This window comes from Neobacillus rhizophilus (assembly GCF_018343535.1).
In the GTDB taxonomy this organism is placed as follows: Bacteria; Bacillota; Bacilli; order Bacillales; family Cytobacillaceae; genus Neobacillus; species Neobacillus rhizophilus.
This window is the reverse complement of the sequence record NZ_JAGYPF010000002.1, coordinates 41,955-56,777: the sequence shown is the minus strand read 5'-3', so window position 1 is coordinate 56,777 and position 14,823 is coordinate 41,955. Positions and strand designations below refer to the sequence as shown.

The 14,823-nt window shown below is 36.7% G+C and carries 11 protein-coding genes; all 11 read right to left on the bottom strand.

What is annotated here, in order from left to right:
- Nucleotides 1-136: 136 nt before the first annotated feature.
- The 11 genes from KHA99_RS08250 to walK all read right to left on the bottom strand — a co-directional run bounded on the left by KHA99_RS08250 (nt 137) and on the right by walK (nt 14,818).
- The gene (locus KHA99_RS08250) at nt 137-847 is read right to left on the bottom strand and encodes a M48 family metallopeptidase (protein WP_213116987.1); all 711 of its coding nucleotides are present in this window, start codon (nt 845-847) and stop codon (nt 137-139) included.
- Between the two features lies 1 nt (nt 848).
- Nucleotides 849-3,902, bottom strand: coding sequence for a type I restriction endonuclease subunit R (locus KHA99_RS08245; protein WP_213116986.1), 3,054 nt, complete (start codon nt 3,900-3,902; stop codon nt 849-851).
- On the bottom strand, nt 3,899-5,119 hold the full coding sequence (locus tag KHA99_RS08240) for a restriction endonuclease subunit S (RefSeq protein ID WP_213116985.1): 1,221 nt from the start codon (nt 5,117-5,119) through the stop codon (nt 3,899-3,901). The genes KHA99_RS08245 and KHA99_RS08240 overlap by 4 nt, the downstream gene beginning before the upstream one ends.
- Nucleotides 5,110-7,515, bottom strand: a complete 2,406-nt coding sequence (locus KHA99_RS08235) for a type I restriction-modification system subunit M (protein WP_213116984.1) — start codon at nt 7,513-7,515, stop codon at nt 5,110-5,112. Before KHA99_RS08235 ends, KHA99_RS08240 begins: the two co-directional genes overlap by 10 nt.
- A 273-nt stretch (nt 7,516-7,788) precedes the next feature.
- Entirely contained in the window at nt 7,789-8,268 is a 480-nt protein-coding gene (rlmH, locus tag KHA99_RS08230; RefSeq protein ID WP_213116983.1) for a 23S rRNA (pseudouridine(1915)-N(3))-methyltransferase RlmH, read from the bottom strand.
- Nucleotides 8,269-8,368: 100 nt separating this feature from the next.
- Nucleotides 8,369-8,527, bottom strand: coding sequence for a CxxH/CxxC protein (locus KHA99_RS08225; protein WP_213116982.1), 159 nt, complete (start codon nt 8,525-8,527; stop codon nt 8,369-8,371).
- Between the two features lie 139 nt (nt 8,528-8,666).
- Nucleotides 8,667-9,902: a S1C family serine protease gene (locus tag KHA99_RS08220; protein WP_213116981.1), complete on the bottom strand. Its 1,236-nt coding sequence runs from the start codon at nt 9,900-9,902 to the stop codon at nt 8,667-8,669.
- A gap of 180 nt (nt 9,903-10,082) precedes the next feature.
- A complete protein-coding gene (locus KHA99_RS08215) occupies nt 10,083-10,880 on the bottom strand; it encodes an MBL fold metallo-hydrolase (RefSeq protein ID WP_213116980.1) in 798 nt (265 codons plus the stop codon).
- Between the two features lie 5 nt (nt 10,881-10,885).
- Entirely contained in the window at nt 10,886-11,683 is a 798-nt protein-coding gene (locus KHA99_RS08210) for a two-component system regulatory protein YycI (protein WP_213116979.1), read from the bottom strand.
- Nucleotides 11,670-12,992 carry a YycH family regulatory protein gene (locus KHA99_RS08205; RefSeq protein WP_213116978.1) on the bottom strand — a complete coding sequence of 441 codons (1,323 nt, stop codon included), beginning with the start codon at nt 12,990-12,992 and terminating at the stop codon, nt 11,670-11,672. Before KHA99_RS08205 ends, KHA99_RS08210 begins: the two co-directional genes overlap by 14 nt.
- Nucleotides 12,989-14,818 carry a cell wall metabolism sensor histidine kinase WalK gene (gene walK / locus KHA99_RS08200; protein WP_213116977.1) on the bottom strand — a complete coding sequence of 610 codons (1,830 nt, stop codon included), beginning with the start codon at nt 14,816-14,818 and terminating at the stop codon, nt 12,989-12,991. The genes KHA99_RS08205 and walK overlap by 4 nt, the downstream gene beginning before the upstream one ends.
- Nucleotides 14,819-14,823: the final 5 nt, after the last annotated feature.

The following is a 14,823-nucleotide window of genomic DNA, read 5'->3' as shown; positions in this document are numbered from 1 at the left end:
ACGGCTTCAATCCCATTAAGAGATTGAAGCCGTCAATTAAAATATATATTCTCATATATAATATATATCTGAATAATTGCTTGATTCGATTTTATAAGCTATGAAATGATTTTTTAAGCTTTTATCTATGGTGATATTAATTCCAATTTTCATGCCTTAAAGGTAATCTATTTAATTCATCTTTATAAAAACGCCATTTGGGTAAATATTTATTCATGAATGAAATAAATCTGTCATTATGATTTCTTTCCAATAAATGCACCATTTCATGAACTACAATGTACTCTAAGCATTCCGGAGGTTTTTTAGCCAACTCTAAATTGACCCAAATCCTCTTAGCCTCACGATTACAAGTTCCCCATTTTGTTTTCATTTTCTTTATTCTAAACTCATCCACTTTGACATTCAACTTGTTTTCCCATTTTTCAATAAGTGCTGGTAAATCCTCTTTCAGCTGTGCACGATACCACTTATCTAATATAGCTTGTCTCTTCTCAATTGAGGTTTCTGGCCGGATATAAAGGACTAGTGTACTGTGCATCAGTTCCACTTTTGGTGGTGAATCAGTCTCTATAATTTTTAACAAGTAACGTTTCCCTTTATAGTAATGGCTTTCTCTATTAAGGAATTCTCTTTGTTCTTCTCTGTCCTGATTCTTAAATTTAAGCTGTTCTTTTTTTATCCAATTAAGTTTTGAGAGAGCATAAACCCTTATAGTATCAATATCCATTCTAGAAGGAGCTGCAATACGAACTCTTCCTAATGGCGGGTGTACACTTAAATGGATATTTTTAATATCCTTCTGTTCAACTTCTATGGTGATATCTCCAAACTTTAATTGTTCCATACTAATACTCACTCTGCTGTTCTATGATTAAGAATACTCTTTCCACTTCATCTACATCCTTGAAAATTTCATATAATGATCGCTTAATAACCATCTCTTTAGCGGGATTTCCCCTCCAGCCATCAGGTCTACATTTTAGAATACTTTCATGGACTGCAATGGCTTTATCTTTATCTTGCCCTAAATTATTATAGAGAACTCTCATTGCAGGTGTTTTTAAATCATCTGGGGTATTAACATTTTTTCCCTTTTGTACTTTTTTTGCTAACTCTGCAATTTTCTTTAAGTAATCTTCATAACTAATAGCTTTTTCTTTACGCTCTGTTATGATTGTACTAAGTAATGCAGACATTTCTTCAAAGAAGGCAGGGTCAATTAAATGATCCTTGATAATTTTACTTCTAACATTGTTCTCAATTGTTTCAGCAACTGCTTCTTTATTTCCCTTAATACCATTTGGCAACTTATCAACAGCATCTGCAATTCCCGATTTTACAATAAGTTCGATAAGTGGCATTTCACCAAAAGTTGATATAACTTGGGAATCTTCCGCTTGAATGTAATTGTCAATCAAATGACGCATATCTGCTTCATATGGTTTAAGATCAATAGTTTCGCCGCTTGCTCTTTTGATTTCTTCACGTAGTTTAAGATAAAAATCTAATAAATCCTTGATTTCATTAATTTCTGATAAAGTATAACCAGCTGCTTCCATATCATCGGAAATATTAGCGTATGCACGGATTAATGCAACTGTTCCTTTATATAATGCTGTTCTTTGAACTTCTCTTGCCTTCAATTCTTCTGGAATCTCTGTATTACCACAGAAGTACCTGATATACTCTAGTGTTCCTTTAGGTAGTTCTACAGGTTCACATAGAAAGGCTAATTGTTCAATGGCATCTTCCAGGCGCTCCCGACCTTTTTTTAGTCTATCTTGTAATAAGATCTCACAATCTTCCTTATCAAAGTCCTCATAATCTAGCTCTGATGTATATACTGCTACAGCATTTTCAACCTTTTTAAAGAGGTCCTTATAGTCAACAATGTATCCGAACTGTTTATCTTCTGTATCAAGTCTATTTACACGACAAATTGCCTGAAATAACCCGTGATCCTGCATAGATTTGTCAATATAAAGATACGTACAACTTGGGGCATCAAATCCCGTTAATAATTTATCAACCACAATTAAAAGTCGCATGTTTGAAGGCTCTTTAAGAAACTTTTCCTTAACAGCATCTTCATAAGATTCTGTTTTGGTCTTACCAGGCTTTGCACTGACATTCTCTAAAAGGTCCGTATAAGTCTTATAGATATATTCCTTTTCAGTTTCAGTATTTGCCCCAGTATCTTCAGTGGTAATATCCCTTGTACTTGGATTATATGAGGTAACAACTGCACACTTACCTTTCAATGATGTTTGTTGAAATAAATCAAAATAACGACAAGCTTCGTATATATTCGCAGCTACTAGGATAGCATTTCCTCTCTCAGAACTTAGTCTAGGTTTTAAACTAAAGTCAAAAATAATATCATTAACAACCTTGTCCATCCTAGAACGGGAACTTAATACTTTTTGCATTGTCCCCCATTTTTTCCTCAATTCTGCTTTTTGAAAGTCATTTAATCCTCTTGTTTTACTTTCAAACCATGCATCTATTCTCTGAGGAGAAGAAAGTTTCTGATCAATATCACGTGCTTCGTACAACAAATCCAATACTACTTCATCTTCAACAGCCTCATTGAATTTATAAGTATGAATGTACTTTCCAAATACCTCTAGACTAGTCTTTTTATCCTTCTTTAATAACGGTGTCCCGGTAAAGCCAATAAATACAGCATTAGGTAGCATAGCTTTCATTACACGGTGTAATTTCCCACTTTGGGTACGGTGACACTCATCTACAAATACAAACAATTCACCAACCGCTAGCGATGGACTACTTTCTAATTCCTTAATAAACTCCTCAAAATTCTCTACATCCTTCTTGCCAAACTTATGAACAAGCGAGCAGATTAACCTTGGGGTTGCTTGTGAAAGTTGTGCCATTAAGTCTTTCCCGCTAGAGGTTCGTTTTATTGACTCACCGGCATCATTAAAGACTCGTTCAATTTGCTTATCGAGCTCATCACGGTCAGTAATAATGGCAACACGTGCATTAGCATTATTCTCTAATATCCATTTTGCAAGTAGCACCATTACAATACTTTTACCACTACCTTGAGTATGCCAGATTATGCCGCCTTCTCGCTTACGAACATGTTCTTGAGCAGCTTTAATACCAAAATACTGATGAACCCTTGGTAGTTTTTTTATCCCACCATCAAATAGTACAAAATCATACATCAGCTCCATGAGGCGCTCCTTGTTACACATTTTTAGAAGGTATTTGTCAATCTGTAATCGGCTAGTGTCTTTTAAATCTTCCTTCCAATTAAGAAAGAACTTTTCAGCTGTGCCAATAGTACCATAGCGTAAACCTTCTGTGTCATTTCCTGCAAATACAAACTGTATAGTAGAAAAGAATTGACCAATAAACTCCTTCTTTTGGTTTACAATACTCTGACGAATACCATCACCAATAGAAATAGTACTGCGCTTGAGTTCTAGAACACCTATAGCAATTCCGTTTACGTATAACACAATATCAGGACGCTTTTCATGATTACCAAATACCGTTACTTCCTCAGCAATGTAAAAGTCATTGTTTTCAGTCCGCTCCCAATCAACGAGGTAAACAGTTTCATAATTTTCACTTACATCAGCCTTAACTTGTACACCATAGCGAAGTAATCTATATACGTTTTTATTGTTAGAATAAAGACTTTCATTATAATTGTTTGCTGCTATCCTTAACTCATGTAGGGCTTTGTTAATTAAGTTAAGGTTATAACCTTTTCTTGAAAGGAAATCCATCAACAAATGCTCTTCAATGTTACTGTTGTTTGTACGTTCTTCCCAATTTCCAAGATACTTATAACCTAGTTCCTCATGAAATAATTTAACAATACGATTCTGAGTTATCCTTTCTCTTTGCCCTACAGTGCTCATACTAGCCTAATCCTTCCTGTTAAAAGATTCTGCATCATACCTTGTTTTATTTGCTTATATTTAGATAGCTTATTTTCTAAAGCTACGATTTCCTTATCCATATCAAAGAGAATTGTGGCAATGCGAATCTGCTCCGTTTTGGAAGGATAACCAATTTCTATTGATTCAATGTCACTTGGTTTTAAATTATTTATACTTGATCCAGATAATAAAATATCAATAAATGATCTATAGCTATATGTTTGAAAGTTATAAAAGATAAAACGCTTATCTGTATCTTGGTCAAAGATACGAAAGCTACCCATAAAGGCCCCGAAAGTATAATTGAGATTGTCCTCGGGTAAATAGAATGCAGATTTACCTACCAATTCTTTGCTTCCGTTTGCCATACAAATTAATATATCTCCGGCTTGGAGAATCTGTTTTTCTTTTACCCTAGTATTTTTAACAAATTGTAGATTATTATAATCAATGGTTGATTTTTGGATATTGTTTGATCTAAAAAGCCTCACAGAATTCCAAGTATCATCTTGGTACAAATCACTATCACCATTATAACTAACTCCCCTAATACATTCCCCAATTTCACCTAATTTTTTAATAGCCCAGTTATCATTAGGTTTTAGCAACTCCTGCAATGTACCCTGTTTGATTCCACGTTTTTTATCAATAAGTTTTTCAATAGACTGGATTAAATTATCGATATCTGAAAGTGCAGCAGCTATAGAAACCTGTTCTATCTTTGAAGAAGGTGTGGGAATTAGAGTTTCTTCAACCGTTTTCCATTCCGCTCTTGGCATTTTTGTGCCTGTTGATTGATTTGCAATATTGATTACCTTATTCGATTGCATTTGATAATAAAGCCATTTACTATCAAATTCATTTTTAGTTTTTAAAACCCAAATTTCAGAGGTACAAACACCATCAAATTCTGCCAAAAGGTACTTTTTTAAATAAGGCCTTAATTTTCCAAAAAGTACATCATTCTTCTCAAATAAGGTTTTTTGGCTTTTTAATAATTTTGAATCTGTGTATCCTAGAAGTCTACCTGTTTCCTGAGAAATGTGTTCTAACTCAACACATTTATAGTTAACTGTTGAGGTTAAAGGATTTATTCTATTATTTGATGGGGTACAAATTTCCCCCAATCTTTTTAGTTCCCAATCTTCAGGAATAAATTCGCCCTCAACTTGTTTGTACGCTTCTTTTACATCCATACAAACCCCATCCTTTCGAGGTGGCTATTTACACTCTTTTCTAGTTCCTCTACTTCAGCACTTTGCAAAGGCAGTGGAGTTTCGTAGCGTTCTGCAAGCTCTTTTATTCGCAGAGTCAATCGTTGAATAATTCTATCTAATTCAGTCTGAATATTTTGCTCGATACTAGCCATCCATTTATCATCTACAACTAACGATTTTATTTCATCAACAGCTAAAGCCGGATATTTTTCATAAAGTTTTTTATCTAGTTCAGCATTAGCTTCTTTTAACTTTTTATTTATTTTTGCTAATTTGTCTGTTAAGTCGAGATAAGCCTTTAATGTATTAATTTCATCTTTTGTCTTGTCATCATTTTGAATCTCTTTTAAACGAGCCTTAACATTTCCTTTATTTATTTTATCTAATTCAGAAAAATAACCGTCTTCACCACTATGCTCCTCTTCCATTTCAACAAGTTGGGTAGCCAAAAGTTCACTTTCAGATTCTAATGATTCTATGAGTTGCTTTTCCTTAATGAAATAACGGTTAATTACAAGTTCCTTAGGAATTAGATCACAAGTCCATCCTTTATCTACCATTTTCTTCTGTTTATTTTCTACATAAATTCTGTAGGTCTCTGCCTTCCAACCATCAGAAGAAATTAAATAACTATCGTCCTGCATAATCTCTGCCCAATAATCCATAAGATGTTGGTATACATCATATTTAGAGATTAATTTTTTTCCATAATAATGTGTAAGTATATCCTCAGATAATTCAAATATTAACTCTTTAGGGTTTAAACCAACTTTAAGCTCTTTAAGCTTATTTGTATTCTTTATTTTCCAATCTGAAAATATTACATTCATTTCTGCTGTAAAATCTATAAATTCTTGGTGATTGAAAATTGTCTGTTTAATATCGTCTTTATTAATTTTTAATGTTAAATATTGTTCCCTTTTTGTATTTTCAAATAAAGATACCCTTAGGTTAGGGAAAACCTTCCAATAGTCATTTAATTCATCTATATCAACATTAGGAATGCCGCCTAATAGATGAGCATTAATATCTTGAATGTCTTCTTTTTCCTTACTATCAATATAACGGGAAATATTAAGACTGTATTCATTCTTCTCAATCTCAGAAAATGGGACCATTCTAGAATACTTATCTTCTTCTATTTGCTTATTAAATACATCTACAATTTTGTGGATATCCATACTACGTAATCTATTTTTGTTTCCATCCTTTAAAAAGCCTTTACTTGCATCTATCAAGAAAATACCTTTACGACTTGCCGCATGTTCTTTGTCAATTACGATAATACATGCTGGTATTCCTGTTCCATAAAATAAATTTGCAGGTAATCCTATTATTCCTTTGATATAGCCTTTTTTTATTAGGTTTTTCCTTATTTCTGCTTCAGCATTACCTCTAAACAGCACTCCATGAGGTAAGATACAAGCACCTTTCCCTTTGCTTTTTAATGAACGGATTATGTGCAATAAATAAGCAAAATCTCCATTTTTCTCCGGAGGTACTCCATAATCTACAAATCTACCATATTGATCCTTATCCGGGTCAACTCCATTTCCCCATCTTTTATCACTAAAAGGAGGATTGGCAACGATATAATCAAAGGTTTTAAGGTTTCCTTGTTCATCAAGAAATAAAGGATTAGCTAAAGTATTTCCCTGTTTAATTTCTGCTAAAGGATTGTTGTGAAGGATCATATTCATTCTTGCTAACCCTGCTGTTGTTGAATCCTTCTCTTGACCATATAAAGATATACTTTTTTCAGCCTCATCTGCTACTTTTAGTAATAGTGACCCAGAACCACATGTAGGATCATAGGCTGTAGTCGAAGCACTACTATTTGAACTATTAATACCAATGATCTTAGCCATGATACGGCTCACTTCCGCTGGAGTATAAAACTGGCCTTTACTTTTACCACTTTCTGAAGCAAAGTGACGCATTAAATATTCATAAGCATCACCTAAAATATCATCACCGTCAGCACGATTTTTGCTAAAATCTAATTCCTTACGTTCAAAAATTGCTATTAGGTTAGTAAGACGATCAACCATCTCTTTACCGCTGCCAAGTTTTGTTACATCATTAAAGTCTGGCATGTCAGTTAATTTATTTGCATCGGCAATTGGACCAATTATTTTCTTGTTAATATCGTCACCAATAGTTGATTTACCCTTTAAATCAACCATATCTTTGAAGCTTGAACCTTTTGGTATAGTAATAGGCGCGAATGGTTCATCAGCATATTTATCACTTATATACTTAATAAATAACATTACTAGTACATAATCCTTGTACTGACTCGCATCCATTCCTCCTCTTAATTCATCACAACTTGACCAAAGCGAACTATATAATTCCGATTTTTTAATTGCCATGATTTATCCCCCTAATATGCTTTGAATCTATGAAAAAATACCCTGATTAAAATAAAAAATCTATTATTATATCACACTTTACTACTAAATTATTATAGCACGAGTAATAGAGAAGAGCATTTTTCCTTTTTCCAATTCACTGGGTTTTTAAGTCTTATTGTTAGTGTTAGAAATAAAAAAAAAGAAGAAGGAATTTTCATTTCTTCTTCTTTTACTGTAATTTATTAAGTGACTCATCTATTTAATCCAATATCTTAATTAAAAATTTCGCCGTTACTTATGGTACGGTTCCCCCCGATTTATCCGAAATGCCCGGTAAACCTGTTCAACCAATATCAACCTCATCAATTGATGTGGGAATGTCATTCTCGAAAAAGACAGCTGCTCGTTCGATCTTTTTACCACCTCATCACTTAACCCCAATGATCCGCCAATTACGAAAGCTAACTTACTTTTTCCATAAGTCGCTAGTTTATCCAAAGTATCCGCCAACTCTTCCGATGATTGCATTTTTCCTTGAATCGCCAACGCAATCACATATGTATCCTGACTAATTTTCCCCAAAATCCGTTCGCCTTCTTTGTGTTTCACCTGTACCATTTCCAGCTCGCTTAATTCTTCAGGGGCCTTTTCATCGGCAACCTCGATGACTTCTACCTTGGCATATGCCGATAATCTCTTTAAATACTCCTCAATTCCCTGCTTCAAATACTTTTCTTTCAGTTTACCAACCGTAATAATAGAGATATTCACAATTCACAATCCTTTAACATTTGATTACAAACAGTTTACAAACAAGATATCCACAGAAGTTATCCACATATTCACATTTTTATCCACATCTTGTATGGAATCATTTGTTCCCCACAATATATACAGCCTGTTTTCGACAATATTCACAGGTTGTTGATAAATTATCCACATCCAATTTATTTAAAATTGGATAGGTTTCATATTCCTCCAAAATTGTATCCATTGCCTCACTCACATGTTCCTCACAACAATAAATCATTTTATTACACCATCCCGAACAATATTCAATCATCTATAGCTTTTACCAAACCAACGTGTTCAAAACAAGCTAAAAGCCTCATTTATCATAGCAAAAGGAAAAAGAGAAGTGAATTTATCACTTCCCTAAATCAGCAGCATTATTGAGTTTTATCACTAGCCAATGTCATAGTTACCTCTTTGAGTTTGCCGTCCCGATAGAATTTAATCGTCATCTGTTCACCGATTTTCTTTACCTGATATAAATGCTTTCTCAAGTCGATGACATCATTGATTTTCTGTCCGTCCATTTCAACAATGACATCCAATTCCTGCAGTCCCGCAACAGCGGCTGGCGAGCTTGGAACTACCTGGCGAATTGCAACCCCATGGGTCACATCGCGCGGCAATTTTAATGCTTCCTGCTGGTAATAGGCAGGAATTTCATCAACCGATTTTAGATCTATACCCATATATGGCCGCTTGACGCTGCCGAATTGTTCTAAATCATTAATGACCGGCTTAGCTGAATTTATCGGAATCGATAAGCCGATTCCTTCAACGGCCTCCTGGGAAATTTTCATCGAATTAATACCGATTACCTGACCGGCCATATTAATTAAAGCACCGCCGCTGTTTCCTGGATTGATGGCAGCATCGGTTTGCAATACTTCTGATTGCCAATCAATGATGCCATCCTGATTGATATCAACCGGAATAGTCCGTTTCAATCCGGAGATAATTCCCTGTGTGACTGAACCAGAGAAGGTAGGACCAAGCGGGTTGCCAATGGCAATAACCGGTTCACCCATTTTTAAACTGTCAGAATCACCGAATTCCGCAACCTTTTTGATTTTTCCAGCATCCACTTCAAGCACGGCCAAGTCTGTCCAAATATCGCTTCCTAATAGCTTGGCTGGTATCTTTGTACCATCCGAGAGACTAACCTCGAGCTTTGTAGCCCCCTCAACAACGTGGTGGTTTGTTACCACAAAAGCCCTGCTGCCTGCTGCCTTATAAATCACCCCTGACCCGGTTCCTGCCGGATCCTCAGTATTATTTTCCCCGTTATCCCAGAATCCTGATGACTGGATATTATTAATTCCAACAACAGCATCAGCTGTTTTATCGATAGCATTGGTGATATTGGTGTTAACATCATACGATATTTGTTTATGTACAACATTTTGCTTAGATGTATTATCTATTTCTGTCACAGTACTCTGCTGTGGCTCTACTTTGTATGGAAGTACACCGCGGTTGGCAAGAGCAGGGATGGAGACAATCACCAAAATGGCTCCCAAAACGGCTCCAACCAGGCTGGCAATAAAAATTCCACTTTTATTTCCTTTTTGCTCCCGATAGCGATTTGGAGAATGATCATCATAATAACCCAATTTACACCATTCCTCTCTACAGAACCATTGCTAACGTTTATTTTGGCTTATATAAACAATTATACTCCAATACAAGGAATTTACTAAAAATTTGCATAATATTTCATAAAACTTCATCTTTTGTTCATACTTTTTTCATACTAAAAAAAGAGAGGAGCCTTCAAAGTGAAAGCAACCTCTCTATACTGCAGTTAGCACGGTCGGTATTTTTGGATCTGTGTCATACAGGTCAAATTGTTCGCCGACTATTAAGCCGCGGCTTTCCAAAGTCTGTGACACTGACATTCTTGCTAAATCCTTCATATTGTTATCTAGGCTTAAATGGGCGAGATAAATCCGTTTGGTCCGGTCACCAACGACCTCACTCATCGCAAGTGCTGCATCTTCATTGGAAACATGGCCGACATCACTTAAGATTCTTCGTTTAATGTTCCAAGGATATCTACCCATCCTTAGCATTTGCACATCATGATTGGATTCAAAAATATATACATCGGCATCTTTGATTATGCCCTTCATCCGATCGCTTACATAACCGGTATCAGTAATTTGCACGAGTTTTTTGCCGCCGGAATGATGGAAAATATAAAACATTGGCTCAGCCGCATCGTGGGAGACCCCAAAAGATTCAATTTGCACTGAACCAAAGCTTTTTACCGATTCCATATCAAACACAAACTTCTGCTCAGTTGGGATTGCACCTACTAAACCATCCATAGCCCGCCAGGTTTTTTCATTTGCATAGACTGGCAGCTTATATTTACGCGCTAAAACGCCAATCCCTTTGATATGATCGCTATGCTCGTGTGTTACAAAAACGGCAGAAAGCTTGCTGATATCCCGGTCGATTTGCTGAAACAGCGCCTCCATTTGCTTTCCGCTTAAGCCTGCATCGACCAGAAAGGAGTGCTCTTCAGCCTCTACATATAGGGCGTTGCCTGTACTCCCGCTTGTAAGAATGCTATAACGTAAAGACATACATTTCACTCCACATTAGTTTTTTCATCGCTTTTGAATTGGATGATTTGCCCTTCAAAAGCATTCACAAATAGATTTTCCTTATCATTGACCGCAAAGTGCCAGGTTGGCGCTAACACCTGGGAGGCTGCTAATTGGATACGTGTTGAGTAGCCAAGCTCGACCTTGGTAATCTTGCTTTTTGGTTTGATGACTCCCTTTTGGTGCAACGTTTCAATCGCTTTTAACGGCGTGAGTATTTCTTCCTTCGCCGCCATCTTTTCGAAGCCCTCAAGATAGGTCTGCTGATAAGAGACTATTTGATTTTCAGAATTATACGTAAAGGTAATCATCCCATTAATATTTTTGTATAATGGATAGCTTTCATATTGTTGAAAATAGGTGATCGTACTCTTTTTCTCATTTTTCTCCCCAAATTGATACTGGTCTCCATACAAAATATTGTCCTTTAAAAAGGATGCCAATTCGGCAGGTTCGAACTTATTACTTAATGCAAACGGCTTTTCAAATTCCGCTTGAAGGGTGGTACCGGGGTCCTTAAGGGTAACGGACTGCCCTTTCAGCTTTGCCGTATCACTTTTTGTAAAAACCTTTGGTTTTGCACTTAAGTACTGCGACTTTATTTTCGCTGTCGGCAGTTCCTCGTATTTAATTTCGTCAGCCTTTAGTTTCTCTTCAAAAGTAGTTTCAGTTACGAATTCATATTTATTGGCATCACGGATTTTCATAAATTGAAATAACAGATATACATCCAGGATTAAGAATGTAACGATGAAAATTGTCTTAATTTTACTCCAATCCATGTGCCGGCCCCCCTAGGTCATCCATCGTAAGCTCTCCCCATTGTTTATCGTAGCGATAGAACCAGGCAGGCTCTAAAAGGATTAACTGGTTTTCCTCTGAATCCCGATCCATTCGATACCCTAATACTAACTCCTCGAGAAGCTCTGACTTAAAATTCCTTTTGTTCTCCAAGAAATTTAACACATCATGACCGGAAGCCCGCTTCACCGTTTTCATTTCAGTTGTCAGCGGCAGCTCTAAGGCAATGTTGGGCCGGATATATTTAGTAAGTTCATTTCGGCCCCATACCTCTGTAATCTCAGAAATGCCCCGTTCACTGAAAACTGGGTAGCCGTCACCAGTATAAAGGCGAAAAACAACTGTGGCACTGTATTCATTTTTTGAAACATAATGATAGGAATCCGTCCATCCACTATGTTCGTTGATTAAATCAATACTTCGCTTCACTAAGTCATAGGAATTATCTACAAAGTCATCCTCTGCAGTGGGATTGACATATGAAAGTATATTCGTATCATCACTGACTGTCATTTTACTTGAATCACTTGTATATTCTTCCCCTGCACGAATTGGGTTCTTCTGCACATTGCTTGGGTCTCGGAATAAGGCTTCTTTAAATTTTTCCGAATTAAGGGTAACAGGCAAATACTTATATGTTTTCATATCTGTTTCGCCTTCCGGTAAAAAGATCGTTTTATTATCCGAGGGCTTATACGCAAAATATCGCGGTAAGCGGGGTGCGTTTTTGAAAATGTCCCGGTTAAATGCAGTTAAATTGGCCGGTGAAATATGACTGATATAAACCTGCTGGTTTTCTGATGAAACAAAATAGACGATTCCATTCTCATTGCTGGAATTCTCCACATTAATAATCATTCTATTAAAATTAAAGGAAGGAACCTTTTTTCCTTCAATGTTTAAGACACCACGATATAAAGCGATTGGGACCTCACCCGGAAACACTATTTCCGCGTTTCCGGGACTGTGAATAAGGTCATTAATGTTTTCAACATTGTCGGTATAGTTTTTAATATCAAAGATAGACCATTTGCTAATTTCCTTAATGACATTGTCTATTTCATCCGGATTATTGGTCCCATAGTGATCATTTTTAATATGAAACAAAATTCGGTCAGGACGGACAATTTTCTGCAGTTCCTGCTTTTCACTCACCGAGACTTCCGCCACATAGCTGTCATTTTCCATCGTGTCGAAGTTAGGCTGGTACGTCCAAAGATTCCAGGTTAAAAAAATACTGATGAACACCAATATTGTTAAGATAACGGATTTTATATTTTCATATTTCATGACCATTCATCCTCTTCAGCACTTTCATATGGCAAGGAAAATGAAATGGTAGTTCCTTTCCCTTCCTTACTAGATGCCCAGATATTTCCGCCATGAGCACTGACAATTTCTTTAGCAATGGCCAGTCCCAAACCTGTTCCGCCCATTTTCCGCGTTCTTGCTTTATCGACTCGATAAAAACGGTCAAATATTTTCCCGATACTCTCTTTGGGAATTCCCATTCCTTGGTCTGAAACGCTGACAATAATGGTCTCATTTTTTTCTTGTATAGTGAAGGTCACCTGTCCACCTTCAGGAGAATACTTCAGAGCATTGGAAATGACGTTGTATAAGACCTGAGTCATTTTATCTTCATCCATTTCAACGAAGATGCCATGCTTAGGGAGAATTCTTTTAAATGTTACGTTTTGCTCCTTTGCCATTTCAAAACGGTCAATAATTCGGTCATAGAAATCAACAAAGTTTACCCATTCCATTGTCATTCGATAATCAGTGCTATCCATTTTTGACAATGTCAACAGGTCATTAACAAGGCGAATCATTCGCTCCGTTTCCTTACTTGTCACTTCCAGAAAGTTCGGGGCAATTTCCTCATCACGCCAAGCCCCATCTGCAAGAGCCTCTAGGTAGCTTCTCATCGTAGTTAACGGGGTCCTCAGCTCATGCGAAACATTGGCCACAAACTCCCGTCTTTCGAATTCAATTTTTTCCTGCTCCGTAATATCATGCAGAACGCAAATCAATCCGTTTACAAAGCCAGTTTCTTTTTGGATAACGGAAAAATTTGCCCTAAGGATGTATCTTTCCTGCTTGGTACTATAATCCAGAATAAGCGAATCCTTCTCCTCCAACAAATCTTCGAAGGTATTGGTGTCGTCCAAATCTAATAATGACACAATCGGCTGGGAGAGCACTGTTTCACGTGAAACATTCAGCATTTCCGCTGCCGGTTCATTTATGAGGATGACCCGGCCTTTTCTATCTGTTGCAATAACGCCATCGGTCATATAGGAGAGGACGGAGGATAGTTTTCTACGTTCCCCTTCCGTCATCGCCTGGGCTTCCTGCAGCTTCTTTGTTAAATTGTTAAAGGTAATTGCCAGCGTTCCGATTTCATCGTACCCATACACCTTAACCTTGCGAGAAAAGTTCCCTTTGGCCATTGCCAATGCCTGCTTTTTCATATCGGCAATCGGCCTTGTAATGGTCTGGGCTAACAAGATCCCTAATACAGCTGTGATTGACATGGCGATGGCTGTCCCTGTAGCAAAAATTGTATTAATGGTTTTCATTTGTTCAAAAACACTCTCAATTTTTGCAACAAGGTAAATGGCGCCAATGACCTTCTTGCCGGATTTAATTGGAGTAGAAAGGACCCAGATACGATTTCCCGTTTTCTTATCGATTAACAGGGCGCTTTGGTCTTCTTCCAATACCATTGATTGTTTAATGCGAAGTATGGTTGTTCTTTGCCCGATTAGACCTTGATTATCTGCATCAGAGGTTCCAAGAATCTTCAGTGACCGGTTTTCAATTACCTGCACCTCTGAGATATCACCGGCATTGTCAAAATCCTTAAGGGTCTTTTTGATATCTTCCTCTAAAGTCGGGTCTTCAGCAGTTCTTTGTTTCTCTATTTCCTCGCGAATATTATATCCTAGTAAATTCACACGCTCTTTTAAAGCCGTTTGGAAATTTGTCCTCAATGTTTCCTCCAGTTGCCGGACAAAATAAACACCGATAATCTGCATTGCAACTAAAAGGAGGAGCACATAGATGATCACAAATTTAACATGTATCGAGCGAAAGAAGCCTACTTTTTTCACCAGTC

Coding starts and splice junctions, on each gene's coding strand:
- KHA99_RS08250 (WP_213116987.1), bottom strand. CDS start 847: ATGGAACAATTAAAGTTTGGAGATATCACCATAGAAGTTGAACAGAAG.
- KHA99_RS08210 (WP_213116979.1), bottom strand. CDS start 11,683: ATGGATTGGAGTAAAATTAAGACAATTTTCATCGTTACATTCTTAATC.
- KHA99_RS08205 (WP_213116978.1), bottom strand. CDS start 12,992: ATGAAATATGAAAATATAAAATCCGTTATCTTAACAATATTGGTGTTC.
- KHA99_RS08225 (WP_213116982.1), bottom strand. CDS start 8,527: ATGATTTATTGTTGTGAGGAACATGTGAGTGAGGCAATGGATACAATT.
- KHA99_RS08235 (WP_213116984.1), bottom strand. CDS start 7,515: ATGGCAATTAAAAAATCGGAATTATATAGTTCGCTTTGGTCAAGTTGT.
- KHA99_RS08245 (WP_213116986.1), bottom strand. CDS start 3,902: ATGAGCACTGTAGGGCAAAGAGAAAGGATAACTCAGAATCGTATTGTT.
- KHA99_RS08215 (WP_213116980.1), bottom strand. CDS start 10,880: ATGTCTTTACGTTATAGCATTCTTACAAGCGGGAGTACAGGCAACGCC.
- KHA99_RS08240 (WP_213116985.1), bottom strand. CDS start 5,119: ATGGATGTAAAAGAAGCGTACAAACAAGTTGAGGGCGAATTTATTCCT.